22 protein-coding genes are annotated in these 25,602 nt (G+C 50.5%); 12 read left to right on the forward strand and 10 right to left on the reverse strand.

Annotation, left to right across the window (positions count from 1 at the left end):
• Positions 1-46: 46 nt before the first annotated feature.
• The 3 genes from lolB (at position 47) to prs (ending at position 2,645) form a co-directional block, all read left to right on the forward strand.
• The gene (gene lolB, locus RAHAQ2_RS11515) at positions 47-670 is read left to right on the forward strand and encodes a lipoprotein insertase outer membrane protein LolB (protein ID WP_015697397.1); all 624 of its coding nucleotides are present in this window, start codon (positions 47-49) and stop codon (positions 668-670) included.
• A gap of 1 nt (position 671) precedes the next feature.
• Positions 672-1,535, forward strand: coding sequence for a 4-(cytidine 5'-diphospho)-2-C-methyl-D-erythritol kinase (gene ispE, locus RAHAQ2_RS11520; RefSeq protein ID WP_015697398.1), 864 nt, complete (start codon positions 672-674; stop codon positions 1,533-1,535).
• A 162-nt stretch (positions 1,536-1,697) separates the two neighbouring features.
• Complete coding sequence (prs, locus tag RAHAQ2_RS11525) at positions 1,698-2,645, forward strand: ribose-phosphate diphosphokinase (protein WP_013575591.1); 948 nt, start codon at positions 1,698-1,700, stop codon at positions 2,643-2,645.
• A 122-nt stretch (positions 2,646-2,767) separates the two neighbouring features.
• On the opposite strand, the gene ychH is transcribed toward prs, so the two are convergent.
• Complete coding sequence (ychH, locus tag RAHAQ2_RS11530; RefSeq protein WP_015697399.1) at positions 2,768-3,046, reverse strand: stress-induced protein YchH; 279 nt, start codon at positions 3,044-3,046, stop codon at positions 2,768-2,770.
• A gap of 293 nt (positions 3,047-3,339) precedes the next feature.
• Between ychH and pth the strand changes: the two genes are divergently transcribed.
• Positions 3,340-3,930, forward strand: coding sequence for an aminoacyl-tRNA hydrolase (pth, locus tag RAHAQ2_RS11535; RefSeq protein WP_037039389.1), 591 nt, complete (start codon positions 3,340-3,342; stop codon positions 3,928-3,930).
• A gap of 55 nt (positions 3,931-3,985) precedes the next feature.
• On the opposite strand, the gene RAHAQ2_RS11540 is transcribed toward pth, so the two are convergent.
• From RAHAQ2_RS11540 to RAHAQ2_RS11565, 6 genes are all read right to left on the reverse strand, one after another.
• Complete coding sequence (locus RAHAQ2_RS11540; protein ID WP_015697401.1) at positions 3,986-5,899, reverse strand: heavy metal translocating P-type ATPase; 1,914 nt, start codon at positions 5,897-5,899, stop codon at positions 3,986-3,988.
• Positions 5,900-5,911: 12 nt separating this feature from the next.
• Complete coding sequence (gene hflK, locus RAHAQ2_RS11545) at positions 5,912-6,955, reverse strand: protease modulator HflK (RefSeq protein WP_015697402.1); 1,044 nt, start codon at positions 6,953-6,955, stop codon at positions 5,912-5,914.
• On the reverse strand, positions 6,952-7,992 hold the full coding sequence (gene hflC, locus RAHAQ2_RS11550; RefSeq protein WP_015697403.1) for a protease modulator HflC: 1,041 nt from the start codon (positions 7,990-7,992) through the stop codon (positions 6,952-6,954). Before hflC ends, hflK begins: the two co-directional genes overlap by 4 nt.
• Positions 7,989-9,959 carry an SPFH domain-containing protein gene (locus RAHAQ2_RS11555; RefSeq protein WP_037039405.1) on the reverse strand — a complete coding sequence of 657 codons (1,971 nt, stop codon included), beginning with the start codon at positions 9,957-9,959 and terminating at the stop codon, positions 7,989-7,991. Before RAHAQ2_RS11555 ends, hflC begins: the two co-directional genes overlap by 4 nt.
• A 288-nt stretch (positions 9,960-10,247) precedes the next feature.
• Positions 10,248-10,706, reverse strand: a complete 459-nt coding sequence (tnpA, locus tag RAHAQ2_RS11560; protein ID WP_014333746.1) for an IS200/IS605-like element IS1541D family transposase — start codon at positions 10,704-10,706, stop codon at positions 10,248-10,250.
• 183 nt (positions 10,707-10,889) lie between these two features.
• Positions 10,890-12,371 (reverse strand): SulP family inorganic anion transporter, encoded by a 1,482-nt coding sequence (locus RAHAQ2_RS11565; RefSeq protein ID WP_015697405.1) that lies wholly within the window; start codon positions 12,369-12,371, stop codon positions 10,890-10,892.
• Between the two features lie 218 nt (positions 12,372-12,589).
• Here RAHAQ2_RS11565 and ychF point away from each other — a divergent pair, with 218 nt between their 5' ends.
• The 6 genes from ychF (at position 12,590) to RAHAQ2_RS11595 (ending at position 19,725) form a co-directional block, all read left to right on the forward strand.
• Positions 12,590-13,681: a redox-regulated ATPase YchF gene (ychF, locus tag RAHAQ2_RS11570; RefSeq protein WP_015697406.1), complete on the forward strand. Its 1,092-nt coding sequence runs from the start codon at positions 12,590-12,592 to the stop codon at positions 13,679-13,681.
• A gap of 399 nt (positions 13,682-14,080) precedes the next feature.
• Positions 14,081-14,605, forward strand: a complete 525-nt coding sequence (locus tag RAHAQ2_RS11575; RefSeq protein WP_015697407.1) for a fimbrial protein — start codon at positions 14,081-14,083, stop codon at positions 14,603-14,605.
• Between the two features lie 78 nt (positions 14,606-14,683).
• The gene (locus tag RAHAQ2_RS11580; protein WP_015697408.1) at positions 14,684-15,208 is read left to right on the forward strand and encodes a fimbrial protein; all 525 of its coding nucleotides are present in this window, start codon (positions 14,684-14,686) and stop codon (positions 15,206-15,208) included.
• Between the two features lie 92 nt (positions 15,209-15,300).
• Positions 15,301-16,029, forward strand: a complete 729-nt coding sequence (locus RAHAQ2_RS11585; RefSeq protein ID WP_015697409.1) for a fimbrial biogenesis chaperone — start codon at positions 15,301-15,303, stop codon at positions 16,027-16,029.
• Between the two features lie 156 nt (positions 16,030-16,185).
• A complete protein-coding gene (locus tag RAHAQ2_RS11590) occupies positions 16,186-18,735 on the forward strand; it encodes a fimbria/pilus outer membrane usher protein (RefSeq protein ID WP_015697410.1) in 2,550 nt (849 codons plus the stop codon).
• Between the two features lie 12 nt (positions 18,736-18,747).
• Positions 18,748-19,725: a fimbrial protein gene (locus RAHAQ2_RS11595; RefSeq protein ID WP_015697411.1), complete on the forward strand. Its 978-nt coding sequence runs from the start codon at positions 18,748-18,750 to the stop codon at positions 19,723-19,725.
• Between the two features lie 56 nt (positions 19,726-19,781).
• On the opposite strand, the gene RAHAQ2_RS24655 is transcribed toward RAHAQ2_RS11595, so the two are convergent.
• On the reverse strand, positions 19,782-20,420 hold the full coding sequence (locus RAHAQ2_RS24655; RefSeq protein ID WP_015697412.1) for a helix-turn-helix domain-containing protein: 639 nt from the start codon (positions 20,418-20,420) through the stop codon (positions 19,782-19,784).
• Positions 20,421-20,794: 374 nt separating this feature from the next.
• Here RAHAQ2_RS24655 and yajD point away from each other — a divergent pair, with 374 nt between their 5' ends.
• Together yajD and RAHAQ2_RS11610 are read left to right on the forward strand one after the other, a co-directional pair.
• The gene (gene yajD, locus RAHAQ2_RS11605; RefSeq protein ID WP_015697413.1) at positions 20,795-21,142 is read left to right on the forward strand and encodes an HNH nuclease YajD; all 348 of its coding nucleotides are present in this window, start codon (positions 20,795-20,797) and stop codon (positions 21,140-21,142) included.
• A gap of 206 nt (positions 21,143-21,348) precedes the next feature.
• The gene (locus tag RAHAQ2_RS11610; protein WP_015697414.1) at positions 21,349-23,556 is read left to right on the forward strand and encodes a TonB-dependent receptor; all 2,208 of its coding nucleotides are present in this window, start codon (positions 21,349-21,351) and stop codon (positions 23,554-23,556) included.
• Positions 23,557-23,627: 71 nt separating this feature from the next.
• Here RAHAQ2_RS11610 and RAHAQ2_RS11615 read toward each other — a convergent pair whose 3' ends face one another.
• Both RAHAQ2_RS11615 and RAHAQ2_RS11620 read right to left on the reverse strand, forming a co-directional pair.
• The gene (locus RAHAQ2_RS11615) at positions 23,628-24,809 is read right to left on the reverse strand and encodes a sensor histidine kinase (protein WP_015697415.1); all 1,182 of its coding nucleotides are present in this window, start codon (positions 24,807-24,809) and stop codon (positions 23,628-23,630) included.
• A complete protein-coding gene (locus tag RAHAQ2_RS11620; RefSeq protein ID WP_015697416.1) occupies positions 24,806-25,504 on the reverse strand; it encodes a response regulator in 699 nt (232 codons plus the stop codon). The genes RAHAQ2_RS11615 and RAHAQ2_RS11620 overlap by 4 nt, the downstream gene beginning before the upstream one ends.
• Between the last annotated feature and the right edge of the window lie 98 nt (positions 25,505-25,602).

Below are 25,602 nucleotides of genomic sequence, written 5' to 3' on the forward strand. Positions count from 1 at the left end.
TGCCCTGGCATCCCATTTCGCCAAAGCACAAAGGATTAAATCTGTTATGCCAATGCGTAAAGCACACTTTGTTCGCCTTCTTCCTCTTGCAAGCTTAGTCCTTGCCGCCTGTTCAATTAATGCCCCCAAAGGCCCGGCGACCAGCCCGACATCTCCGCAATGGCGTGAGCATGAAGCTCAGGTGAAACAACTTGAGCATTATCAGACCCGTGGCTCTTTCGCTTATCTTTCCGATAAACAGAAAGTCTATGCCCGCTTCTTCTGGCAACAATATTCCCCGGACAGTTACCGTTTACTGCTGACCAATCCGCTGGGCAGCACGGAGATGGAATTAAAAGTGCAAAGTGGTATTGCGCAGCTGACCAATAATCAAGGCAAGCATTACACCAGTGATAACCCGGATGACATGATCCAGAAGCTGACCGGTATGTCGATTCCGCTGGCCAATCTGCGTCTGTGGATGCTTGGCCTGCCGGGTGACGGCACCGATTTCACCCTCGACAGCCAGTACCGACTCTCTCAGGTGAAGTTCACGCAGAACGGTAAACCGGGCACCGTGGTGTATCAGAGCTATGACGAGGATGCCAAACCCTCCCTCCCGCAGCGTCTGGAAATGACCCAGGGCGAACAGCGTATCAAACTGAAAATGGATAACTGGACGCTCAACTGAGATGACGCAGCAATGGTGGCCTTCTCCGGCTAAACTCAATTTGTTCCTTTATATCACCGGCCAGCGCCCGAATGGCTACCATGATCTGCAGACACTATTTCAGTTTGTTGATTACGGTGACAGCCTGAGTTTTAACGTCCGGGACGACGGCGATATCGTGCTGACTACGCCCGTTGAAGGCGTGGCGGATGACGAGAATCTGGTGGTACGCGCCGCCCGTCTTCTGCAACAGCATACGGGCACGTCTCAGGGCGCAGACATTGCCTTGCAAAAACGTATTCCGATGGGTGGCGGTCTTGGCGGCGGTTCATCCAACGCCGCCACCGTGCTGGTGGCACTGAATGCGCTATGGAATTGCGGCCTTTCGGATACCCAACTGGCGCAACTGGGCATAACGCTGGGCGCGGATGTACCGGTCTTTGTGATGGGCCATGCTGCCTTTGCTGAAGGCATTGGCGAGATCCTGCTGCCGGTCGAACCGGCGGAAAAATGGTATCTGATCGCACATCCGGGCGTCAGCATTCCAACGCCGGTGATTTTTGGCGATCCGGAACTGACCAGAAATACACCAAAACGCACTGTTAATGTGCTATTAGACACGCCTTACGCAAATGATTGCGAACCGATTGCGAGAAAACGTTTTTACGAGGTTGAACAGCTACTTTCTTGGCTGTTAGAATACGCGCCGTCGCGACTCACCGGAACGGGTGCCTGTGTGTTTGCAGAATTCGACACCGAATCTGACGCCTGTCAGATTTTAGACATAACACCCTCGTGGAGTCGGAGTTTTGTCGCACAAGGTGTTAATATCTCGCCGTTGCACCGTTTTCGTGATGTCTGGTTGAGAACTGCGGGCAAAGCGTAGAGAGTCACAGTGGTTTTGTGTCTGTTCTTTGCCAGCCAATTATTCAACAGATTTAAGTAGTAAGATTTAGAAGTATCGTGAGCATAATGCTTTGGTACCGCTCACCGCCCGGTGGTGCCAAAAGCCAATGTCTTCCCTGGACGCAAGCCTGAGGTTCTTCTCGTGCCTGATATGAAGCTTTTTGCTGGTAACGCCACCCCGGAACTAGCACAACGTATTGCCAACCGTTTATACACCAGCCTTGGTGACGCCGCCGTCAGTCGTTTCAGCGACGGTGAAGTAAGCGTGCAAATTAACGAAAATGTACGTGGCGGAGATATTTTTATTATCCAGTCCACCTGCGCGCCTACTAACGATAACCTGATGGAACTGGTCGTCATGGTTGATGCCTTACGCCGCGCCTCCGCCGGTCGTATCACCGCCGTTATTCCTTACTTCGGCTATGCACGTCAGGACCGGCGGGTGCGTTCTGCCCGTGTGCCCATCACCGCGAAAGTTGTGGCTGATTTTCTGTCCAGCGTTGGCGTTGACCGCGTTCTGACCGTAGACCTGCATGCAGAGCAAATTCAGGGCTTCTTCGATGTACCTGTAGACAACGTTTTCGGCAGCCCTATTCTGCTCGAAGATATGCTGCAACAGAACCTGGAAAACCCGATTGTCGTTTCTCCGGACATCGGCGGTGTTGTCCGCGCCCGTGCCGTAGCAAAACTGCTGAACGACACTGATATGGCTATCATTGATAAACGTCGTCCACGCGCAAACGTTTCTCAGGTGATGCACATTATCGGTGACGTAGCGGGTCGTGACTGCGTACTGGTTGATGACATGATCGATACCGGTGGCACGCTGTGTAAAGCTGCCGAAGCACTGAAAGAACGCGGTGCTAAACGCGTATTTGCGTATGCCACTCACCCGATTTTCTCCGGCAATGCCGTGGAAAACATCAAAAACTCCGTCATTGACGAAGTCATTGTTTGTGACACCATCCCGTTATCCGCAGAAATCCGTGCACTGAAAAAAGTGCGCACCCTGACTCTGTCAGGCATGCTCGCTGAGGCTATCCGCCGCATCAGCAATGAAGAATCCATTTCAGCGATGTTCGAGCATTAATCATTATGCCCCTGTTTTCAGGGGCATTTTGTTTTGGCAGAACCTGAAATGCAAAAACCGTTATCGCAAAAGCGACAACGGTTTTTTTCTGATCAACAAAACCCCATTACAGCCTGATAAACTCAGGAATGCCGGTGTGACTTACCGTTCGTACAGCGGGAATCAAAATGACGAACCCACCAGTACCGGTCTGCAACACGTTCTTGTCCGCCGACCCTGGCACCCGCCAGCCATAAAATGGCGCCGATGAAGATGCTACCAATTGCGCCATGCGCTAAAAATTGGGGTAACCCCAGTTCAGGCATCTGATTCAGGATGGAATAACCAACACCACCGACCATTGTGAGCAAACCGAGTCCCATCAGGCCATTGCCGATTATTCTTGCGGTTTTACGTTTCATAAGTCACCTCCAGTTGTCGATAGTCTTAGCATCATTGCTGTCTTGTCTTTTCCTGCCTTTAACTATAGACGTCCCATCCGGTTCACTTTGCGGTCATGATCACAGACAGAGAACGTCGAATGACAAATCTTTACGTTTTCCAGTCATATACATTCAAAAGGTGAATAGTCAGCAACATAAACTATTCAAAATCTCGACCATCCGCAGAGATTTACCCTGTCTGATATTTGGCACAGCCACACGCGACAGGTAAACTAGCCCGCTAAACCTCACCGGATAAAGAAGCGAACATCGTGAGCAGCATTAAATTGATCGTTGGACTGGCCAATCCCGGCGCAGAATACGCCCAGACCCGCCATAACGCCGGCGCCTGGTACGTCGATCTTCTCGCCCGCCAGCACAACCAGCAACTGAAAGAAGAAAGTAAGTTTTTTGGTTATACCGCCCGCCTGTCACTGGCGGGTCAGGACGTCCGTCTGCTGGTGCCGACCACCTTTATGAATCTCAGCGGCAAAGCGGTTCTGGCGATGGCACAGTTTTATCGCATTGAGCCGGATGAAATTCTGGTGGCGCATGACGAACTGGATATCCCGCCGGGTATGGCGAAAATCAAACTGGGCGGTGGTAACGGTGGCCATAACGGTCTGAAAGACATTCAGAGTAAATTCGGCAATAACCCGAACTTCTACCGTCTGCGTATCGGCATCGGCCATCCGGGCGATAAAAGTAAAGTGGTGGGATTTGTGCTGGGCAAGCCGCCAGCCAGTGAACAAAAGCTGATTGACGATGCGATTGATGAGTCGCTGCGCTGTACTGAATTGCTGATGAAGGACGGTTTAGAAAAAACCATGCGTCGTCTGCATACCTTCAAAGCTGAGCTTTAATACTTCCCCGACCCATCGTTTTTTAGGGCGCAATATATTGCGCCCTTTTGCTTTCCTAAAGCGGCTCGTCAAAGCGCAGCAAACGCCCGGCATTCCCCAGCACCAGCAAGGTGCTGAGATTATGCAGCAATGCCGCGATCAATACGCCACCTGCGCCGAGTAACCCCAGTGCGGCCGCCGCCATCACCACCAGCGTCCAGCCCAGACCAATGAATACATTGATTTTCAGCGTCCTGCGGCACGCACGGCTCAGACGAACGCAGGTGCCGAGACGACGCAAATCGCTGCCGATCAGCACCACATCGGCGGAGGCCAGCGCAATATCGCTGCCCCCCGCGCCCATTGCAATGCCTACAACGCCCGCTTTTAATGCCAGCGAATCATTAATGCCGTCACCGACCACCATCGGGCGGAACCCGTGCGCAATTTCGGCTGATACCTGAAGCAGTTTATCCTCCGGTAAAGCCTGCGCGATCACGTCGCCGATGCCCAGCTCACCGGCAATACGATGCGCCACGCTGGCACGGTCGCCGGTCAGCAGAAGCTGTCGTTGCAGGCCCAGCAGGCGGAGTTCGGCTAACGCAACTGACGCTTCAGGCCGCAAAGAATCCGCCAGCAGCAACCAGCCGAGAAAGTGCCCGTTCAGCGCCAGACCGACCAGCGGTCCGTCATGTTCAGGTTCAGCACTCGCCGCGATTGTGTTCTGGCTGAAAAATGCCGGTCGCCCTAACAGAGCCTCGCCCTGTGCGGTTCGCGCACGCACGCCCATCCCCTGCTGTTCTGATACGTCTTCCAGCGATAAGTATTGTTCGCGCGGCAGTAACTTCGCCAGCGCACGGCTTACCGGATGGCTGCTCGCCGCGCCCAGACTGGCCGCCAGACGGAGCACGACATCAGAAGATGCATTTTCTGCCAGTACGGCGCGATGCAGATGCAACTCACCGTGCGTCAGTGTGCCGGTCTTATCGACCACAATGGCATTCAGATCTGCCAGTTCCTCAAGAAATGCAGAGCTGCGGATCAGGATCCCATGACGCGCCGCCACCGCGATACCGGCAATTGCCGTGGCCGGTGCGGAAAGCACCAGCGCACACGGACACGCCGCCACCAGTACCGCCAGCATGGCGTGGGCATCACGCGTAACAAACCAGGTCGCAGCGGCAATCAGCAGGATAAGCACCAGATATTGCCCGGCATAGCGTTCGAGCAGACGGGTGATCGGCGGTTTGGCATGCTCGGCTTTTTGTATCAGCGCAATCACTTTACCTAATGTGGCATCCGCACCGGTGCGCGTAACTTCGACGGACAACAATCCGTCGAGACTGATGGTCCCCCCGAAGACCTCGTCGCCCGGGCGGGCTTCCTGCGGCACGGATTCCCCGGTGATCGGCGCGGTATCAAGACTGGCGCTGCCCGATAACACCCGGCCATCGGCAGGTACCCGGTCACCGGCGCGCACTTCAACCCGGTCACCGGTTCGCAACCTGTGGTTATCGATTTCCTCAATCTCACCGCCGGGCAAAATACGGCGCGCGCGGCTGCGGGTCAGAGGGCTCAGTGCATCAATGGCTTCCTGCGAACCGATAACGCTTCGCTCTTCCAGAATATGGCCAAAAATCATGATCCCCGGCAGCAACGCGGCGGTCATCAGGTCACCCGTGGCCCATGCACCCAGCATTGCCAGCGCAATCAGCTGATCGGTAACGCCATGCAGGCTGGGGCTGCGCAAACTATGGATCGCCGAACGCAGCACCGGTACCGCTACCAGCAATGACGCCACGCCAAACAAAATTTGCCCGACATCGCTTTGCTGTGGAAACCACCACTGCCAGATCCAGCCGCACAGCAACAGACCAAACGCGGCCATCGCCAGAAGCAACTGCACTGCCATGTTTCGCTGCTCATGACGCGTTAACAGCACGCTTTTTGCTGGCGACGCTGGCGGTTCTTCAGAGGAAAAAGAAGTCACAGGGGCAATACCTCAGGGTTGAGATGATGGGCGGTCTGGCCCGGGCAGGATCAGATGTGCGTCGTCCTGGGGATCAACAGCAGTGACGCTGCCTGCATGGGCGAGGATCGCCGGTATCCGCTCACGCCACAAACGCCACAGCAATTCAGGCGAATGGTCGTTAGCCAGTTGTACAATAGTTGCGGTATCCGTTGAGGCGCGCGCAATCTGCTCGCTGGCTTTGGCATGGGAAACCTGTAAGGCGCGATCTGCCGACTGAACGGCCTCCTGATGTACGCGGGCAGCCTCGTTACTGGCCGTGGCGATGTTCTGTTCCGCTTGCTGACTGGCCGTCAGTACGGCATTAAACGCATCGACCGCCGCCGGAGGCAGAGAAGACTGCACATCAACGCGACGGACTTCTATACCGGAGGGGCTACCCGCCGCCGTCAGCGCGGCGAGTTGCTGATTAATTGCCTGACGTAAATCACCGCGCAGCCGCTCACGACGTTCTGCGATATGATTGCCGTTACCCACCATTTCCGGCCGGGCGACCAGAATGGTATCCAGATCGCGTGAGGCGCAAATCGCCACCGCAGCGTGCTCGGTTAAGCGGTCAAGCGCCGGTAATACGTGCTCTCCCTGCAACACAAACGCCACAGGATCGGTTATCACGTAATACACCTGCACATCCAGCTGAACCACGCCGGAATCACCGGTCAGTAAATACCCCGCACCTGCAACAGCATCACTTTTCTCGCCGCCGCTATTGGTCCAGGCAGGCACGCTATTCTCTCTCAGCAAGGCGGTAACGTGATGTTCGATCACCCGGTCGGCAGCGGGCAGGATTTCTACCTGTTCCAGCGGTTCCGGCCACGCCAGCAATAATCCGGCTCCCGCCGTGCGCGAAACCGCACCAAAGCGCATCACCACCGCACGCTTATCGGGCTCTATCTGCCGGACATTAGAGAAAAGCCAGTTCGCGGCGGCAATCAGCGTCATGGCAAACAGCGCCAGATACGCCATGCGCCCTGCCTGAAACCACGCATTGCCCTGAAAACGGGACAGCGGATTCATGGCCGCGTCCCGTTACCGGCGGCGGGTAATACTGGCGGACCTTCAATCAGTTGCCGGAACGGTGCGGCATCAGTGCGCAATATCAGCTGAGTACCCGGTGTGATCACGTTGTTGAGCGTGTCCAGCGAGCGCAGCAGATCGTACAGTTCCGGGTTACCGGCCCGGGCCCTGGCGTATATCGCTGTGCTCTCCACCTGTGCCTGCGCTTCAATATTGGCCGCGTTGACTGACGCATCAGCCTTAATCACGCGGGCATCCCGTTCGGCGGAGGATCGGATTTCAGCCGCCTGACGCTTGCCTTCCGCAGACCGCTCGGTGGCAATAGTTTCGCGCTCTGCCCGCATGCGATCCACAGTGGCATCCAACGTCACCGACGGTAATGTCAGGCGTTCAACGCCGACCTGCACCAGTTCGATGCCGTAGCTGTCGAGCAACTGGCGGGCAATCTGGTCATGCAAATGCTGTTCAAAGCCGGAAAGGCGGATTTTGCCGGCGTCAGTGTTCACCAGTTCAGCCAGCGCAAAACCGCTGGTGGTCGTTTCCAGCGCCGAACCGATAAACGTCCTTATCTGTGCGGCAGCCATATCCGGCTGATTTTGTACCGCGCGGATAAAACGCTGCACATGTTGAGGATCGTTTTTCACCTGCCAGACGGTATAAGCCTGCACAATGATCCGCAGTCCGTCGCGCGTACCGACATCCTGCAAACCACTGGACGTCGTGCGGATACGTAAATCCACCGGGATCGCCGTCTCCAGCGGCACCGGCAGATGCCACGCCAGACCGGGTTGCAGCAGCACACGCACCGGATTGCCGAAGCGTGTGATCACCATCGCTTCACCGGATCGCACCTGTACCAGACAGGCCGTGGCGGCAATCAGCGCCACCAGGACAACGGCAATTATGACCCGCCGCCAGAGTTTGGGAGCTGCTGGCCCGGAATGATGATGGTGATGATGATGTCCGGCACCGTGATGATGTCCGCCATGTGCGTCATGATCATGTCCGTGGCCTTCAGGTTGTTGGGTATCACTCACCGGGTAGTCTCCGCTTTAACAGAATGCGCCGCTTTATCCGCTCCGGGCGTAAATGGCAGGGTAAAATTTCTCAGATCCAGCACCGGCGGTGTCCCGCTACCGATCCGGTGATCGACAATCAACACCTTCGGATGCTGCTGCATTGCCAGCGTCAGCTGACTGAAATAACGCCCGGTCAGGAACGATTGCCCGCCAGTCTGATACGCCTGATTTTCTGCATTAAAGCGCAGCGCCATGACCTGCGCCTGATCGCGGTTTTCATGGTTTTTTGCGCTGGCGGCATCCAGCGCCAGACGGGCAAATTGCTGCGCAGCATTCAGTTGCTGCGCGGCCTGGCCTTTCTCACCGGCAATTGCACTTTGCGCCAGAATTTGTGCCGCCTGTACGCTGTGATAAGCATCCGCTGCACCCGCTGGCGGATGTATCGATTCAATCACTGTGGCCAGCAGTTCCACGCCGCTGTTGAGATGATCAAGCTGGCTCTGCACTTTGCGGCCAATATCTGCGGCGAGACGTGTCTGTTCGCTGCCGAGCAGGCTGTCGAGCGTGCGTGAGGAAAAATCATGCACCAGCACCTGATTGGCGATACTGCGGATCAGCACCGGCATATTTTCGGTGTGATAGAGGCTCGCCATCGCCGCGTCATCGTTCATGGCGATGCGGTATACAAAGCGGACGTCCATATCCATGATTTGAAAACTTTGCCGGTCATTCGCGGCACTGGCAATGATTTGTGATTTGTCGCTGCTGTGGCCTGAGTCCCATAAACGGTTCGCACTTTCCGGTGCCGGGCCTTCGGCGGTGTCAGCCACCGCGACAGCCCCGACGGTCGCCGCTTCTTCTGAACCCGTGGTAAGTTCATGCACTTCGCCGTTATCGACCCTCAGCGTGCGGCCAAAAGGCCACGGCAGCCCTGCATGTAAACCAGGTTGCCTGACCGCCACCGGTTTACCAAAAGATTCATAAATGCCGCGCTGGGTCAGCGGCACCTCGCTGATGCCCGTCAGCAGCCAGCCGGTCAGCAATAAGAGTGCGCCCAGCGGCAACAGCGCGCGGCGCATAAAATGGAATGCCCAGATCTGGCGAAGATCGATACCAAAATGCTGATGCAGTTCATTTTGCACAAACTGTAGCGGACGCGGCGGCCAGCAAATCTGCGCGGCCAGCAGGCTGCCCGCAATAAACTCAGGCTCTTTATCTTCACGCGGCGGCGAAAACATCGCCATCAGCGCCCGCAGGAAAAGCTCCAGCGCCACCAGCCCCGGTAACAAGCCGGTGAGCATCAGCAGGTGCGCTGGCCACCCCGAAGCACCACGGGCAAACATCAGGGCTAACGCGCTCAGCAAAAAGACACCAATCATCATGCGCATTATTGCTGCGAGCTTAGCCGCTTCCGGCCATTCCAGCGGATTTTTTAACGTCCAGTGGCGCTCCAGAACCAGCACAGCAAAGGCACAAAGAATGAATATTACACCTGCGATAATCCCCGCTTCACCGGCATCACTGGCCGGTAACGGCAATTGCCACAACAGCGCAATGAGCAATAGTGCGGCTAACGCGGGAAATGCCTGGAAGAACACATGCGCGTCGACATAACGCAAAACCGGACGCATCCATGGCCGGGATAGCAGGCGCTGAGAAAATCCGGCAGGGTTTTGCTGTGCGGCGGTTTCAGCAACGGTAGCAATAGCGGGCGCCAACTGTTGCTCGCGCCAGCGGGAGATGCGCCGGGCGCATTGCAGGGAGGCCGCGCAAACCCACATCGCCGCCATGAAATTGCCGGTCACCCACGGCCAGACCGATTCCGGAGAGACCAGATACAGCATCAGCAGGATCAGATACATCACGCTGCTGATCACCAAAATAGTGTTGATCAGCCCGCTCAGCCCGCGCGTATGGGAGGCGGCTGCCTGAAAGCGCAGCTGCTTGCTGGCGTCATCAGCCCCGGATGCTTTGTTTATGCTCATATCCGCTCCGGCAGAGGAGAAAAATAACCCGCCACGCTGGCTGTGCGCCAGTGCATGCGAAATCAACCGAGCGTAACGGTATAACATTACAGAATTCCCGGCGATATGAATTTAGCTACTTTTTTGCCACGAATTGTAAGCGTTTATCAGCGCAGGCAATGGCATGAGAGCATAATGAAAAAAATATCCTCCGGCATAGCCGGAGGTTTTTCATATGCGCCTGTAAGGCTCTGTTACCAGCCGCGCCCTAACAGGCGCATAGCAATCTGACATTTGCATCCAAATTCGTTACTTACCGCCCGTAAACGGGCTCCCTGGATACGGGATTGATAACTGTTCCCCTAGTTTATCCTGCTCCAGTTGGTGCTTTATGTATTCCTGGATCTTCGATGTATTTTTACCCACTGTATCTACATAATACCCTCGGCACCAAAACTCCCTGTTCCTGTATTTGAATTTAAGATCACCAAATTGTTCATATAGCATCAGACTACTTTTGCCCTTCAGATACCCCATGAAGCTCGATACACTCATCTTCGGCGGGATTTCCACAAGCATATGGATGTGATCTGCACAGCATTCTGCTTCCAGAATGTGCACATTTTTCCATTCACACAGTTTTCTTAAAATACTCCCTACTGCACGGCGTTTCTCGCCGTAGAAGACCTGCCTTCGGTATTTAGGCGCGAAAACTATGTGATATTTACAGTTCCATCGGGTGTGCGCTAAGCTCTTTTCGTCCCCCATTGGGACCCCCTTTTGATTTCTTGTTTGACCAATGCAGTTGCCAGACCGCAAGGTGTTTTAACAAATCAAAAGGGGTTTTTATATCCGGCTCAAAGCTGGAAGCTTTACGGAACCCCCAGCCTAGCTGGGGGTTTTCTATAGACAAAAAAGGTGCCGTTTTAAGCGGCACCTTTAGATAGAAGGTCAGAGGTTATCTTCTGCAACGTAATATTGCGGATCGTCGAGTTCATGAGAACAGAATGGCCCGGCTTTTTTGAGCAAACCCACGCAATCATTGCTGAGATGACGCAGGCGAATGGTTTTACCGGCATCAAGATAACGCGCAGTCAGCTTATCAATCGCCTCCACCCCGCTGGAATCCATGACCCGCGTACCGGCAAAATCCAGCACCACGTTTTGCGGATCGTTTTCAGGATTAAACAGCTCGGCAAAGGTCGCGGCAGATCCGAAGAACAGCGGGCCATCCAGCTTATACACTGCCAGGTCGCCTTTAGTTTTATGCTCGCGCACACGGATACGCGCCTGCTGCCAGGCAAACACCAGCGCCGAGATAATCACGCCACTGATCACCGCCACGGCAAGATCGGTGAAAATCGTGATGACGGTGACAATCAGCATCACCAGCATATCGGCTTTCGGCATACGGCGAAGACGGCGCAGCGAACTCCACTCAAACGTGTTGTAGCACACCACCAGCATAATCCCCGCCAGCGCCGCAACCGGCAACAGGCCGATATACCCGGAGAGACTGACCACAAACAGGATCAGCAAAATTGCCCCCACTGTCCCGGAAATCCGCCCGCGACCGCCGGAAGTGAAATTAATGATTGATTGTCCAATCATTGCGCAACCGGCAAAGCAACCAAACAGCCCGCAAATCGTATTGCCTGCGCCCTGCGCGATACTTTCGCGGTTGCCGTTGCCCTTCTTATTCCCCATTTCATCCAGCACCGTCATAGTCAGCAGCGATTCAATCAGGCCGACCAGCGCGATCACCACCGCGTAAGGCAGCACGACTTTCAGCATCTCAATATTGAAAGGCGCGACCGGCAGGCTAAAGTGCGGTAATGCCCCTGAGATATCCGCGAGATCCCCCACCCGCAAGGTAGGCAGGTTAAAACCAATCGCTACGGCCGAAACGACGATCAGCGCCGCCAGCGAAGCGGGAATGATTTTGGTCAGTTTCGGGAACAGTACCACCACCAGAATCGCCAGCAGCACCAGCCCGTACATCAGCGGCCCCTGCCCGGCGATCATATGCAACTGCGCCAGCATAATGACAATCGCCAGACCATTCACAAAGCCGTGAACCGCAGGCAACGGCACCAGCCGGATAAATTTACCGAGGCGGAAAACACCTATCAGGATCTGGATCACCCCGGCAAAAATGGTTGCCCACAGCACATATCCCATACCGTGTTGCGCCGCCAGACTCATCAGCACCACCACAATGGAACCCGCTGCGCCGGACACCATGCCCGGTTTACCGCCGAACAACGCCGTCACCAGCCCGATAATAAACGCCGTGTGCAAACCGACAATTGGCGACAATCCGGCAACCAGTGAAAACCCGACCGCTTCGGGGATCATTGATACCGCCACCACAAATCCGGCCAGCGTTTCGTTCTTCACTTCAGACAACTTCAGACCACGCGGATTAAACATAAAACATCCGGTACATTTCCCGATCAGTTAAAAAATTGTGACAAGTATCTAAAAATGAACCAGGTGAGGCAAGGTTTATCCTGTGTACTGACAACAGGGGCGGCCACAAGCGGATCGAGATAAATGTGGTTCTCGTGTATAATGCGGGGAATTGTGGTCATTACATCGTGCGGTTATATTTAATCGTTTGATAATTAAGATATTAAGGTGAGAAAAACATGGGATTCAAATGCGGTATCGTCGGCTTGCCGAACGTCGGTAAATCTACTCTGTTCAATGCGCTGACCAAAGCGGGTATCGAAGCAGCAAACTTCCCGTTCTGCACCATCGAACCGAATACCGGTGTGGTACCAATGCCCGATCCGCGTCTCGACCAGTTGGCCGAGATTGTAAAACCGCAGCGTATCCTGCCAACGACCATGGAGTTCGTGGACATCGCTGGTCTGGTAAAAGGCGCATCTAAAGGTGAAGGCCTGGGTAACCAGTTCCTGACCAACATCCGTGAAACCGAAGCGATCGGCCACGTGGTGCGTTGCTTCGAGAACGACAATATTATTCACGTGAACAACAAAGTGGATCCGGCTGATGACATCGACGTTATCAACACCGAACTGGCGTTATCTGATCTCGATACCTGCGAACGTGCCATTCACCGTGTGCAGAAACGTGCCAAAGGCGGCGACAAAGATGCGAAAGCAGAACTGGCTGCACTGGAAAAATGTCTGCCACAACTGGAAAACGCCGGCATGCTGCGTGCGCTGGATCTGACCGAAGAAGACAAAGCGGCCATCCGTTACCTGAGCTTCCTGACGCTGAAGCCTACCATGTACATCGCTAACGTTAACGAAGACGGTTTCGAGAACAACCCTTACCTCGACGTTGTGCGCAAAATCGCAGACGCAGAAGGCTCTGTGGTCGTTGCTGTTTGTGCTGCGGTTGAATCTGACATCGCAGAACTCGACGACGCTGACCGTGAAGAATTCATGGCTGAACTGGGCATCGAAGAACCGGGCCTGAACCGAGTGATCCGCGCAGGTTACGAACTGCTGAATCTGCAAACTTACTTCACCGCTGGCGTGAAAGAAGTCCGCGCATGGACCATTCCTGTCGGCGCTACCGCGCCACAAGCTGCCGGTAAAATCCACACCGACTTCGAGAAAGGTTTTATCCGCGCACAAACCATCGCGTTCGAAGATTTCATCACCTACAAAGGTGAGCAAGGCGCGAAAGAAGCCGGAAAAATGCGTTCAGAAGGCAAAGACTACATCGTTAAAGATGGCGACGTGATGAACTTCCTGTTTAACGTCTAAACCGCACTTCAGTTTCTGCATTTACTTAAAACCCACGCATTGACGTGGGTTTTTTATTGCCTGAATAATTTAAACTATGCAAGCACACCGGGAATAATTAATTTCTGATACGCTTTGTTTTGTAAATAACACTCCCTTCCTCATGATATTTATAAACACGTCTGTTTTAAAACCAACGGGGAAGTAACAATAAATATCATCAAAACTGAATTAATCATTAATTTGACGAGTCATAAGATGGACTTCAAAATCCATATTCGGACAATTTAATAAATTGAAATAGTTACGCGCAGGATTCATAATTAGTCTGCTTATAGATGGTGTTCTATATGCATTTAAATATCTATTCATTTTATTTATAGATACACCGCATGCAACACTCAAATTAATGGACTAAATATGAAAAAGAATCTACTCACTCTTTCTTTGACCACAATAATGTTGTCAGGAATGATTAATACGGCTTCAGCCGCCTCAGTCACATTCACCGGAAAAGTTTCGGGTAATACCTGTAATGTGGATATCAATGGCACGGGTTCTGATACGGGTGATGTTGATATGGGTGCAATCCCTGTTAACGTATTAGCGGCAGACGGTATGTACGGTGGCACATCAGCCCCCGTCGCTTTTACTCTGGCTCTGACACACTGTGCGCACAGAACAAATGGCTATTCTATTAACTTTGGCGGCATTGCCAGCGGCGATCGCTTCGCGGCACCTGCGGCCATGGGCGGGGGGGTATTCTACGAGATTAAGGATGCCGCGGGTAATAACATTAAAGCTAATGAAAATATCTCTACAGGGATGTCGGCAACAGACTCGTCTAAAGCAATGGACTTCACTGTAAATCTGACTGCTGTCAACCAGTTCATTAATCAAGGTAGTTTTAATATGCCAACGGTTGTGAATATTGTTTACAACTGATGACCTGAACCAAATTTACCTTTCACATTTAGAACGATGAAGTTCACATTAATGAATAAAACTGTATATGGATATATTATGAACAAGAAATTTATTTCCCTCGCTCTCGGCATGTTATTTTCAGCTGCCGCTATCAGCAATGCTTCTGCAGCAACAGTTAATTTTAAAGGTTCACTCACTAGCAGCGTTTGCGTTATTGATATTAATAATACCGGTGCAGAAACGGGTAATGTCGATCTCGGCACCGTAAATGCAGATGAAATGAGCACCATTGGTGCCACTTCTGATGCTGTTTCATTTAACGTTGCGATGAAGAGTTGTCCTACAGGGTACTCCAACTACCGGATCCAGTTTGACGGTGTCGAAGATGCCTCCAGTGGTGATTTCGCTATCGTTGGCTCCAAAGACGATGGCTTGGTTATTCAGTTAAAAGATGCTAACGGCTCTAAAGTTTCCCCAAATACGCCGGTAGACATAGCGACACCATCTGGCAGGAACGGTGAACTGAGCGTGCCATTCACTGCCAGTATTGTTTCAACACGTGGCACAGCCGGAAGTGGCTCCTTTAGCATGACCTCAAACATCTCCGTAAAATATGACTAAATTTTATTCGTTTTAAGAAATAGTCCGAGAAACTTCCAGGGATGGAAGTTTTTTTACCCGCTTTCACGCCCTTTTAAGTTTCGGAGCACAGCATGTCATTGTTTAAAAAGATCATACTACCTCTTCTATTAACCACTTTTACTTCATGTTCTTTTGCCGGAATTCAGATCGGTGCAACACGCGTCATCTATGAAGAACAAAAACAGGATGCCGTTCTAAAAATATCAAATCCAGATAAAATGAGTAATTACCTCATCCAGTCCTGGGTTGGTGCTTTTACAGAAACTGAGCCTGCAGTAAATGAAGTCCAAAAAAAACCTGCAGAGAAATTTAAAAGTCCTTTTGTTGTCACCCCACCTCTGTTTAACATTTCTGCCGGCGAAGAGAACATTATCCGTATTATTCATAACGGAAAAGCATTACCCGCAGACCATGAGTCTATTTTTTGGCTGAATATTAAATCAATACCAGAAACAGAAAAAAAAGACACCAACATGGTGATTTTTTCAGTGAAATCTTCCCTGAAACTCATTTATCGACCGGAAGCGCTGTCAGGAGAAAAAGCTACCAATGCCTATCGAAATATCACTTTCAAAAAAGATGGGAACCAATTAATTGCAGAAAACCCTACTCCGTACTATCTGACACTATCTTCATTGAAAGCAGATGATCATGAATTAACAATTAAAGATAAGGTAATGCTTTCTCCGCATTCATCGCAACGATACGACTTAGGGAAATATTCAAACACAAAGACTGTCAGTTGGGAAACACTGGGTGATTTGGGGCAAATAACTGACGCCATGTCAGCCAAATTATAATCTGCTCAAATAATTTTGATTGTAATCATCAATTTAACGGTAGTTAACGTAAAATAAGAATATTTTATTTTATAAAACAACAATAGCTTCCAGACAGTCTTGGTGTACTTCGTTTCACTGGTATTGAAAGATAGAGTTAGGGATCAGGGATTAATAATGCAAAAGTTGGCTACGCCGAAGGTTGAAACGTTTACCTTCAGATATCGGAGAAAGTTAGTTTGCCTTGCCAGCGCAGAATTACTGATGCTTTTGTATTCCCCATTAGCCCTGGGTACAGAGAAATATTTTGATGCCAGTGCGCTGGAGTTAGAAGGTCCAGATGGTATACAGCCAGTTGATCTTTCACGTTTCACAACTCCGGGGAAGCAGTTACCGGGGATTTACCATGTTGATATATTCATCAATAATAAACACACAGGTAAACACGACGTCAATTTTGTTGAGGACGAAGAAAAAAACTTAACACCAGAAATTTTGCTAAAAGAGTATAGAAATGCAGGATTAAAAATCAACGACATTAAAGAATTAAAAAACAAACAGGATACTGATGTCGTCACCGGTCTGGATAAAATAATCGACGGTGCCTATACAAATTTTAATTTCAAAAAACAAAGCCTGAATATCAACATTCCGCAGGCGTTAATGAATAACAGCCCTATAGATTATATTGATCCTTCCCAATGGGATAATGGACTTTTAGCCATGTTCTCAAGTTACGATCTCAGTGGTGCGCAGAGCCTGAATAAAAAACAAGACTCGACTGAACAGGACCAATATCTGGGTTTACGTAATGGGGTCAATCTGGGTGCGTGGCGACTCAGAAATTATACTACCTACAGTCATAACTCTTCGGGCAATACCCAATGGGACAATATTAATACTTATCTTCAACGCGATATCTCTCAAATCAAAGGCAAGTTAACTCTGGGTGACGATTCAACTCAGGACGATGTTTTCGACAGCTTCGCTTTTAGTGGCATACGCATCGCTTCTGAGGATCGCATGCTATCAAATAGGGAAAGCGGTTTCGCCCCTGTTATCCGCGGTATAGCGAAAATGGCTAATGCACAGATCACTGTTCGTCAGGGAGGTTACATCGTATACCAGTCGTATGTACCGGCTGGCCCCTTTGAACTTACAGATTTATTCCCCAGCACGGGCGGTGGCGACCTTCAAGTCACTATAAAAGAGTCTGACGGCAGCGAGCGTATTTTCACACAAAGTTTTGGTTCTGTACCAATAATGCAACGCGAAGGTCATCTGAAATATGAATTGATGGCCGGTAAGTATAATAATGAGAGCAATACTTCAGCAGATCCCAATGTTTTACTGGTGACGGGCCTCTATGGTTTACCTCATGATACAACTCTCTATGGCGGCATAACAAAAAGTGAAAAATATTCTTCAGGTCAGGCTGGTTATGGTATGGGGTTGGGAATATTTGGCTCAGTGTCAATAGATGCTACGCAGGCAATAACCAGGTATCAGGAAAAAGAATTGCGTGGGAAAGCCTATCGTCTTAAGTATTCAAAGTCAGTTTCAATGACGGGTACAGAGATCAATGCATCCGTATTTCATTTTCCTGATGAAAATTATTATACTTTTGAAGACTCATTAAATATTTCAGAGAGTGATCCACAAACGAGCTCTTTTTATACTGATAAAAAGCGAAACCGATATGAAGTGAGTTTGAGTCAACCGCTAAGTGAGTATGGTTCGATTTCATTATACGCCAGCCGTGAGAATTACTGGATTAATGATCCTGAAAATTATTTTTCCCTCTCGTACAATGGGAATTACAATGGCATGAACCTGAGTCTTAGCTACAGCTACACGCACAGCGATACCGGTGAACCTGACCGGCAACTTGCTTTAAATGTGCAAATCCCACTGGAAAGCCTTTTGCCACAAACCTGGGCTAATTACTCTATGACATCTGACAGCTCACATCACATTACTCAAACCGTCGGAATAAACGGAACCCTTCTTGAAGAGAGAAATCTTAATTATGGAATAAATGGTAGCAAAGGAAGTGAAAGTGATGGTGGCAGTATTACCGCGAACTATAAAGGATCACAGGCTGAATTCAATGGTAATTATAGTGAAACACTGTCAACCCGGCGTTTAAGTTATGGAATGCGTGGCGCTATTGTAACACATCCCTATGGTGTTACACTTTCTCAATATTTATCCGATGACACATCTCTGGCTTTAGTTCGTATTCCCGATCAGGGTGGCATTCCCATTAATAATGGAGCAGGAATTAAAACAGATTCACGTGGATATGCCGTGATTCCTAACTTACAACCTTACAGAATCAATGACATTAGCATCAATACTGAAAGACTTAATAATAAACTCGATATCACCTCAACAATTAATCATGTTACGCCTTCTGACGGAGCGATGATATTAGCTAATTTCAGTGTACGTTCAGGTGAGCGTGTTTTAATGACACTGTCTCGCCCCGCAAATAAAACTATTCCTTTTGGTGCGATGGCGACGGCGGGACAAGACACGGGCAGCAGTATCGTTGCTGATGATGGATTAGTGTATTTAATTGGTATGCCACATAAAGGGATCGTAAAAGTAACTTGGGGTGAAGAAAACAGCGAGCAATGTGAAGCGCCCTTTGAGTTGCCCGCAGAAGATGCTACAGCAGAACACAAAATATCATTAGTAGAAATCGATGCCCTTTGCATTTAGAGGATAATAATCATGTCACAGCAACAGATTAAAAACGTAATGAAGAAAATGTTTATCTTTTTACCGGTTTCAGCAGCGATATTATTTTTATTTTGTACTCCATCGCAAGTTTATGCACAATGCACTGCCCAATCTGAGACTCGCGATGTTTTTTTCACACCCGGGGATATTGTTATTTCGCATAATCTTCCAGCCGGGTATGTTCTTTATGAGCAGACACTTTCGGACCCGCACGGTAGTGGTCCCGGCCAAACGCTTAACTGTCAGGGTGAAGGGAAACTTTATGCCAGAAACATTCCGGGTACTTTATTAAAAAATAATATCTTTTCTACTAATATCCCGGGAGTCGGATATCGGTTTTCTGTGAACGGAAATCCATTCCCCTATGGCATGGTTCTAAAATGTAACAGCGCGCAATGCATGCACGATTTCCCTACGGATACGCAATATAAACTTGAGTTAATTAAAACAAATGATCGCAACACCACTGCCGGCACATTAATTGCCGGGCGTTATGCAGCAGTTAAAACAGATGATGGCAAAGAAATTACCGTGCTTCATATTAATGGCACAAAAATCACACCTGCTACCTGTAGTATTCAGGATGAAAATATCCAGGTTGATCTTGGTAAATTTGATGTGAAAAATTTCACCGGGCCGGGAACAACGCTGGGTGAAAAAACCTTCAATATTGAGCTCAACTGTGATGCTCATATGCAATACAACGTAGTTTTTGATGGGCAAGAACCCAGCATTAAACCATCAACTGGATTAGTAGCGTTAGATAATACAGCCGGAAGTGCACAGGGGATTTCGATAAGAATTAAGTATAAAAACCAACCCATCATTTTAAAAAATAAAATTCCTTTTTTTAGCGGCCCATCAGGAAGAACATCACTGCCATTTAGCGTAGAGTATTATCAGACCAGTCAGATTGTCACTGCCGGTAAAGCTAACGCTAAAGCAACCTTTAACATCCTTTATGATTGACCTCATACAGAAATAGTGATTATTAAGGGCCCATACCCTGGGCTCTTGATGATTAACTAATATCTTTCAGGTAATTTAACTATCTTCACCAACTTACCTCTGTTTATTTCTATGTATCCCCCTTTTCGCAAATCAGAAAGAATTTTCATAATGACGCTCCTCCCCAGATGGCATCGCTCAGAAATATATTTCTCCACACTCACATTTTTAAGCATTTTTTCTGGCTCCTGACTCATTTCAAGAAGTAAGGTCTTTATCAAGATATAACTGTTTTTATTTAATAAATGGCATTGCCTGTTTGTCATAAACCCTAACTGATAGGATAGAATATAAACAACCGAACGCCAGCAATGATTGGAATCAATAACTTCAAATGCCTTCTGACTATCAATTCTAAAAATAACGCCATTTGATATGTGTTCGATAGAAAAACCTTTTATCCATCCTGGGTACATACACTGACCAATACCCAACATTGCCGGTGGCGAGATAGTTTTGGTATTAAATCCTGTGATTACGTCTCTGATGAGAAAGCACCCAGATTTGATCAGGTATATAAAACAATTCTCATGACTTTCAGTAAATAGAATATGGCCAGAGTCACAAATATCAATTTTTTCAGAGTAAGGAATCAGTAACGCAAAGAGTACTTCAAGATGTTCGTCGAGAACTTCCCTTCCTGGGCGACATTCCATTATATTTTCCAATATCTTAAAAAGTTTTATTTGCTTAATGAATGAGATTTGTAAAACGCATTGACAACTCGTCCATTCCCCCTAATTTTTAGTAATATTATGCAATAAAAAAAAAGACCAATCCATGAATTTATAACATGCATGAAATAATGCCTGTTACCGCCGGATGATTAAAAACACTTTACAATTCAGTATAAAGTTTCCTGGACATGGCGCTATGCACTCAGGAAGTTAGATACTGGCAAAACGCTCAGGCAAAAATGCTCTGTGTAAAAGCGACCATCCGGCAACGCTTTCATTTTTCCTGGTGCCCCGTTACAGGATATAATGGCGACATACTTTAAAATTTTCTCTTCTAAACGGGTAACATCTCAATGGCACTGATCCCCAAAAACTACCAGCGGCTGGAAAGCGGCTATCGTGAGAAAGCACTCAAAATCTATCCGTGGGTATGCGGGCGCTGTTCGCGGGAGTTTGTGTATTCAAACCTGCGCGAACTGACGGTTCACCATATCGATCACGACCACACTAATAACCCGGAAGATGGCAGCAACTGGGAATTGTTGTGTCTGTATTGTCATGATCATGAGCACTCGAAGTACACCGAAGCCGACCAGTACGGTACTCGCGTAGTGGCAGGTGAAGATGCGCAAAAAGATGTCGGTGCTGCCACCTACAACCCTTTTGCCGATTTACAGGCGATGCTGAATAAAAAGAAATAGGATCGATTCCGCTCCTCAGGCAAAATTTAAAACCTCTTCTTTAACCAAAATCCACGCCATGCCGTGGATTTTTTTATGCTCCGCCAGGTGGTTCCCGCCAAATAAGTGAGTCCCCTAAGATTTTCCTTGCATCCCGGATCGTCATAAGCATAATCGCAAATCCAAATAATAATGATTCTCAGTCCTTTTTACACCAGGGTTACATTATGCGCGATTCAGTTACATTTACAGGGTTTAAACCGAGCCTGCTGGCACTCTTTGTCAGCGTCAGCTGCACGTCTGCGATGGCGGCCACCTCCCCTGCTCCGGCGACCGGTTCAACGGCTGCGGCGGGCGATACCATGACTATCGTCAGTACGCCGGATAATGAATTCAAACCGGGCGGCAATGAGCTGGTGCCGGCCTATCTGGACGGCCAGGTGGCACATGGTGGCCGTCTCGGCATGCTTGGCGAACAGAAGGCCATGGATGTGCCGTTTAACGTCATCGGCTTCACGTCAAAACTGATTCAGGATCAGCAGGCGCGGACCATTGCTGACGTCGTGCGCAATGATGCCACCGTCCAGAACGTGCAGGGATACGGCAACTTCGCCGAAACCTACCGCATTCGTGGCTTCCAGCTCGATGGTGACGACATGACGTATGGCGGATTGCCCGGCGTAGTGCCCCGTCAGGTGATCGATACGTCATTAATCGACCGGGTAGAAATCTTTAAGGGTGCGAACGGATTACTGAACGGTGCGGCGACAAGCGGCGTTGGTGGCATGATTAACCTTGAGCCAAAACATGCCGATGACCTGCCTCTGACCCGCGTGGGTGTGGATTATACCTCCTCCTCGCAGGTCGGCGGCACGCTGGATCTGGGCCGTCGTTTTGGTGATGACAACCAGTTCGGTGTCCGTCTCAATGCCGTTAACCGCGAAGGTGAAACCGGTATTGATGGTGAGAAAAAACGCACCACCGCAGCCTCGCTGGGCCTCGATTATCGCGGTGATCGTCTTCGTACCTCAGTGGATATGGGCTACCAGAAGAAAACCTTCCACGACGCCCGTCTTGGCGTGAATATCACGGGTGTGGATTTCATCCCGAAAGTGCCGTCCAACAGTCACAATTACAGTCAGGACTGGATATACAGCAACATTGAGTCCGAATTTGGTATGGCCAAAGCGGAATATGATGTGACTGATGACTGGACAGTGTATGGCGGCGTGGGCGCACAGCATTCGCATGAAACCGGCGACTATGCCTCCCCTGCGCTGAAAGATGCTGACGGAACGGCAACAATAGGCCGTCTGGATACCAACCGCATCATCAATAATTTCAGCGGAATGGCCGGCATTCGCGGCAATTTCGATACCGCATTTATTACCCACAAGGTCAATTTCGGTTATTCCGCCCTGACTTCACGCAATAATACGGCGTGGCGTATGGCCTACGGTGCCAATGCCGAAAACACCAATATTTATCACACCACGAATGTCCCGAACCCGACACCTAATCTGTCTGGCGGTAATTATGACGACCCGCTGACCACCGGGCGTAACCGGACTCAGGGCTATCTGTTAACTGACACGCTGGGCATTCTGGATGACACCCTGTTGTTCACCGTCGGTGCCCGTCATCAGAAAGTGATCGTGCGTAACTACAGCAATGCGACCGGCGCTGAAGACGTGTCATCACGTTACAGCGACAGCCGCTGGATGCCGACTTACGGGGTTGTGTACAAACCGTGGCAGGTGATTTCCCTGTACGCCAACCACACCGAATCTTTACAGCCGGGTGATGTGGCACCGAAAAACGCGAAAAACTACGGTACAACCACCGGCATTGCCCATTCAAAACAAAACGAAGTGGGTGTAAAAGCGGACTTCGGGCGTATTGGCGGTTCACTTGCATTATTTGAAATCAAAAAACCTTCAGGCATCCTCAACAGTCAGGATTTCTACGGCATGGACGGTGAACAACGTAACCGGGGCATGGAACTAAACGTCTTTGGTGAGCCGGTACTGGGCCTGCGCCTGAACGGCAGTGCCACCTGGATTGATCCGGAAATGACCAAAACAGAAGACAATACTTACAACGGTAAAGATGCGATTGGTGTGCCGCGTTACAACCTGGTTCTGGGGGTGGAATATGACATTAAACCGGTTGACGGCCTGACAGCCACCGCGCTGGTGAATCATTCCGGCTCGCAGTGGGCAGACTCGGCTAATACGAAGAAAATTGACGCTTATACCGTTCTGGATCTTGGCGTGCGTTACCGCACCAAAATCAACCAGAATGATATGGTCTGGCGTGCCGGTGTTGATAACGTGACCAACGAAAAATACTGGTCAAATATCGACAGCACCGGAACCTATATCTATCAGGGAGAACCGCGTTCGCTCAAAGTCTCAATGACGTACGACTTCTGATCCTGATGTGAAAAACCCGATGTAAAAAAGGGGATGCATTCAGCATCCCCTTTTTTTGCAGTGCGGATTTTTTATTGGCTGTTTTCCGGCGGCGGTAAAATGACCGTGATCTTCAGCCCGCCCTGTGTTTTCTTCGCTGCACTGATCTGCCCGCCATGAGCTTCACAAATCGCACGGGCGATGGATAAACCTAATCCGCTGCCCCCGGAATGCCGTGCACGGGAAGATTCTGCCCGGCTGAAGCGTTCAAACATAACAGGCAGAAAACTGTCATCCACACCCGGCCCCTTATCCTGAAACGTTATCTCATAACCGCCATTGCGGGGAGCGATCGCGATGTCCAGACGCTGTCCTTCCAGGGCATAACGCAGTGCATTTTCCATCAGAATGGTAAATACCTGCCCGAGCCGGAACGGATCACCGACATAACGGCACGGGGCACCCGGCGTCAGGGCGATATCAAAACCGGCTTTCGCCGACTGAGGTTTCAGCCATGTAATCCGCTCGCGCAGCAGGTCTGCCAGATCCAGCTCTGTCTTACTGAGGTTCAGCTGACCGGCATCCGCCAGCGACAGCAGATGCAGTTCGTCGATCAGACGGTTCAGATGCAAAAGTTGTGTCATTACCATCTGCAACTGCTGCGGCTCCGGGCGGAACACACCGTCCAGCATGCCCTGTAAACGCCCGACCGCCGCCGTGAGCGGTGAGCGCAGTTCATGCGCCATCGCCACATGGGAGGCCCGCAGTTCCCGCTCATAGCGTGAAAGTTGCAGCATCATGGCGTTAAAATCATCGGTGAACTGTATCAGCTCCGCCGGGGCATTTTTCACCGGTTCTGCCCGCGTATTGAAATCCCCCTGCGTGACCGCACGCGCCACCTGCGCCAGACGGCTGAATTGCGACGAAAGCGGACGCGCGGCTTTTAATCCCAAAATAGCGATAAACGGCGTTACCACTAATACCATGATGCCAACCAGGAGCCAGTCGGCCGAAGCGATGGAAGGATCGGAGTACCGCGGCCCCCAGCCCTGATCGACAATCTCATGAAAGCGTGTGAGGTTAAGATCCGGATTATCCCGCAGCAGGTTAAATTCTGCCCTGAGCGCAGGAGACATATGATGCAATACCCAGAGATTCTGAATGGCAAAACGCAGCCACATGCACACTGCGATCACGACCACACTGCCGATGGCCAGCGTCAGGATCCGCACACAAATCCAGCGCCACAGGGACTGATAATGTGAGTGATTCATGGCTGTCTGAACCGGTAACCGACGCCGCGCACGTTAACTAACACGTTAACGATGCCTGCGGATTCGAGTTTTTTGCGCAAGTTATAGACATGCGTATCGACCACCCTTTCCAGCGCCTCGCTTTCCGGCAGGCAATGTTCCAGCAAATACTGGCGCGAAAACGGGCGTGTCGGCGCCCGCATCAATGTGCTCAGCACGCCAAACTCTGTCGGTGTTAAATCCAGATAATGCGGTTCACCCGAGGCCGAACTCACCGCCGCCGTCAGCGCCTCGACATCCACATCGAGCCCCTGCCAGCGCAACACCGCAGGCGTGCTGTTTTCGTCTGCCGCAATACGGCGCAGCACCGCCTGCACCCGCGCCACCACCTCGCCGGGGTTGTAAGGTTTGACCACATAATCATCCGCGCCGAAGCGCAGCGCGCCAATTTTATCGGGCACATCGCCCATCGCCGTCACCATAATCACCGGCGTGCTGCTTTCACGCCGCAGCGCCGCCAGCACATCGGTGCCACGCATCCCCGGCAGCATTACATCCAGCAGAATGAGATCCGGCTTCCAGCGCAGCGCGTGCTCCAGCCCGGAAACACCGTCACCGGCAATCTGTACGTCATACCCTTCACGTTTTAAATAAGCATCGAGAACGTCTGCCGCATCGGCATCATCTTCAATAATCAGGATCCGCTTTGTCTGCATAGGGTCGCCTTGACTGTTTCATCATAAATTCCCGGCAGTTTACTGACACTGCCTGTTCATACTTCCGGTTTCCGACGCGGCTGCAATCCGCTACGAAA

The organism is Rahnella aquatilis CIP 78.65 = ATCC 33071 (assembly GCF_000241955.1).
Taxonomy (GTDB): Bacteria; Pseudomonadota; Gammaproteobacteria; order Enterobacterales; family Enterobacteriaceae; genus Rahnella; species Rahnella aquatilis.

What these genes read in the sequence shown, in the direction of transcription:
- lolB (WP_015697397.1), top strand. Translation starts at nt 47, where the DNA reads ATGCCAATGCGTAAAGCACACTTTGTTCGCCTTCTTCCTCTTGCAAGC.
- ispE (WP_015697398.1), top strand. Translation starts at nt 672, where the DNA reads ATGACGCAGCAATGGTGGCCTTCTCCGGCTAAACTCAATTTGTTCCTT.
- ychH (WP_015697399.1), bottom strand. Translation starts at nt 3,046, where the DNA reads ATGAAACGTAAAACCGCAAGAATAATCGGCAATGGCCTGATGGGACTC.
- hflK (WP_015697402.1), bottom strand. Translation starts at nt 6,955, where the DNA reads ATGAATCCGCTGTCCCGTTTTCAGGGCAATGCGTGGTTTCAGGCAGGG.
- RAHAQ2_RS11555 (WP_037039405.1), bottom strand. Translation starts at nt 9,959, where the DNA reads ATGAGCATAAACAAAGCATCCGGGGCTGATGACGCCAGCAAGCAGCTG.
- tnpA (WP_014333746.1), bottom strand. Translation starts at nt 10,706, where the DNA reads ATGGGGGACGAAAAGAGCTTAGCGCACACCCGATGGAACTGTAAATAT.
- RAHAQ2_RS11565 (WP_015697405.1), bottom strand. Translation starts at nt 12,371, where the DNA reads ATGTTTAATCCGCGTGGTCTGAAGTTGTCTGAAGTGAAGAACGAAACG.
- ychF (WP_015697406.1), top strand. Translation starts at nt 12,590, where the DNA reads ATGGGATTCAAATGCGGTATCGTCGGCTTGCCGAACGTCGGTAAATCT.
- RAHAQ2_RS11575 (WP_015697407.1), top strand. Translation starts at nt 14,081, where the DNA reads ATGAAAAAGAATCTACTCACTCTTTCTTTGACCACAATAATGTTGTCA.
- RAHAQ2_RS11580 (WP_015697408.1), top strand. Translation starts at nt 14,684, where the DNA reads ATGAACAAGAAATTTATTTCCCTCGCTCTCGGCATGTTATTTTCAGCT.
- RAHAQ2_RS11585 (WP_015697409.1), top strand. Translation starts at nt 15,301, where the DNA reads ATGTCATTGTTTAAAAAGATCATACTACCTCTTCTATTAACCACTTTT.
- RAHAQ2_RS11590 (WP_015697410.1), top strand. Translation starts at nt 16,186, where the DNA reads ATGCAAAAGTTGGCTACGCCGAAGGTTGAAACGTTTACCTTCAGATAT.
- RAHAQ2_RS11595 (WP_015697411.1), top strand. Translation starts at nt 18,748, where the DNA reads ATGTCACAGCAACAGATTAAAAACGTAATGAAGAAAATGTTTATCTTT.
- RAHAQ2_RS24655 (WP_015697412.1), bottom strand. Translation starts at nt 20,420, where the DNA reads ATGGAATGTCGCCCAGGAAGGGAAGTTCTCGACGAACATCTTGAAGTA.
- yajD (WP_015697413.1), top strand. Translation starts at nt 20,795, where the DNA reads ATGGCACTGATCCCCAAAAACTACCAGCGGCTGGAAAGCGGCTATCGT.
- RAHAQ2_RS11610 (WP_015697414.1), top strand. Translation starts at nt 21,349, where the DNA reads ATGCGCGATTCAGTTACATTTACAGGGTTTAAACCGAGCCTGCTGGCA.
- RAHAQ2_RS11615 (WP_015697415.1), bottom strand. Translation starts at nt 24,809, where the DNA reads ATGAATCACTCACATTATCAGTCCCTGTGGCGCTGGATTTGTGTGCGG.
- RAHAQ2_RS11620 (WP_015697416.1), bottom strand. Translation starts at nt 25,504, where the DNA reads ATGCAGACAAAGCGGATCCTGATTATTGAAGATGATGCCGATGCGGCA.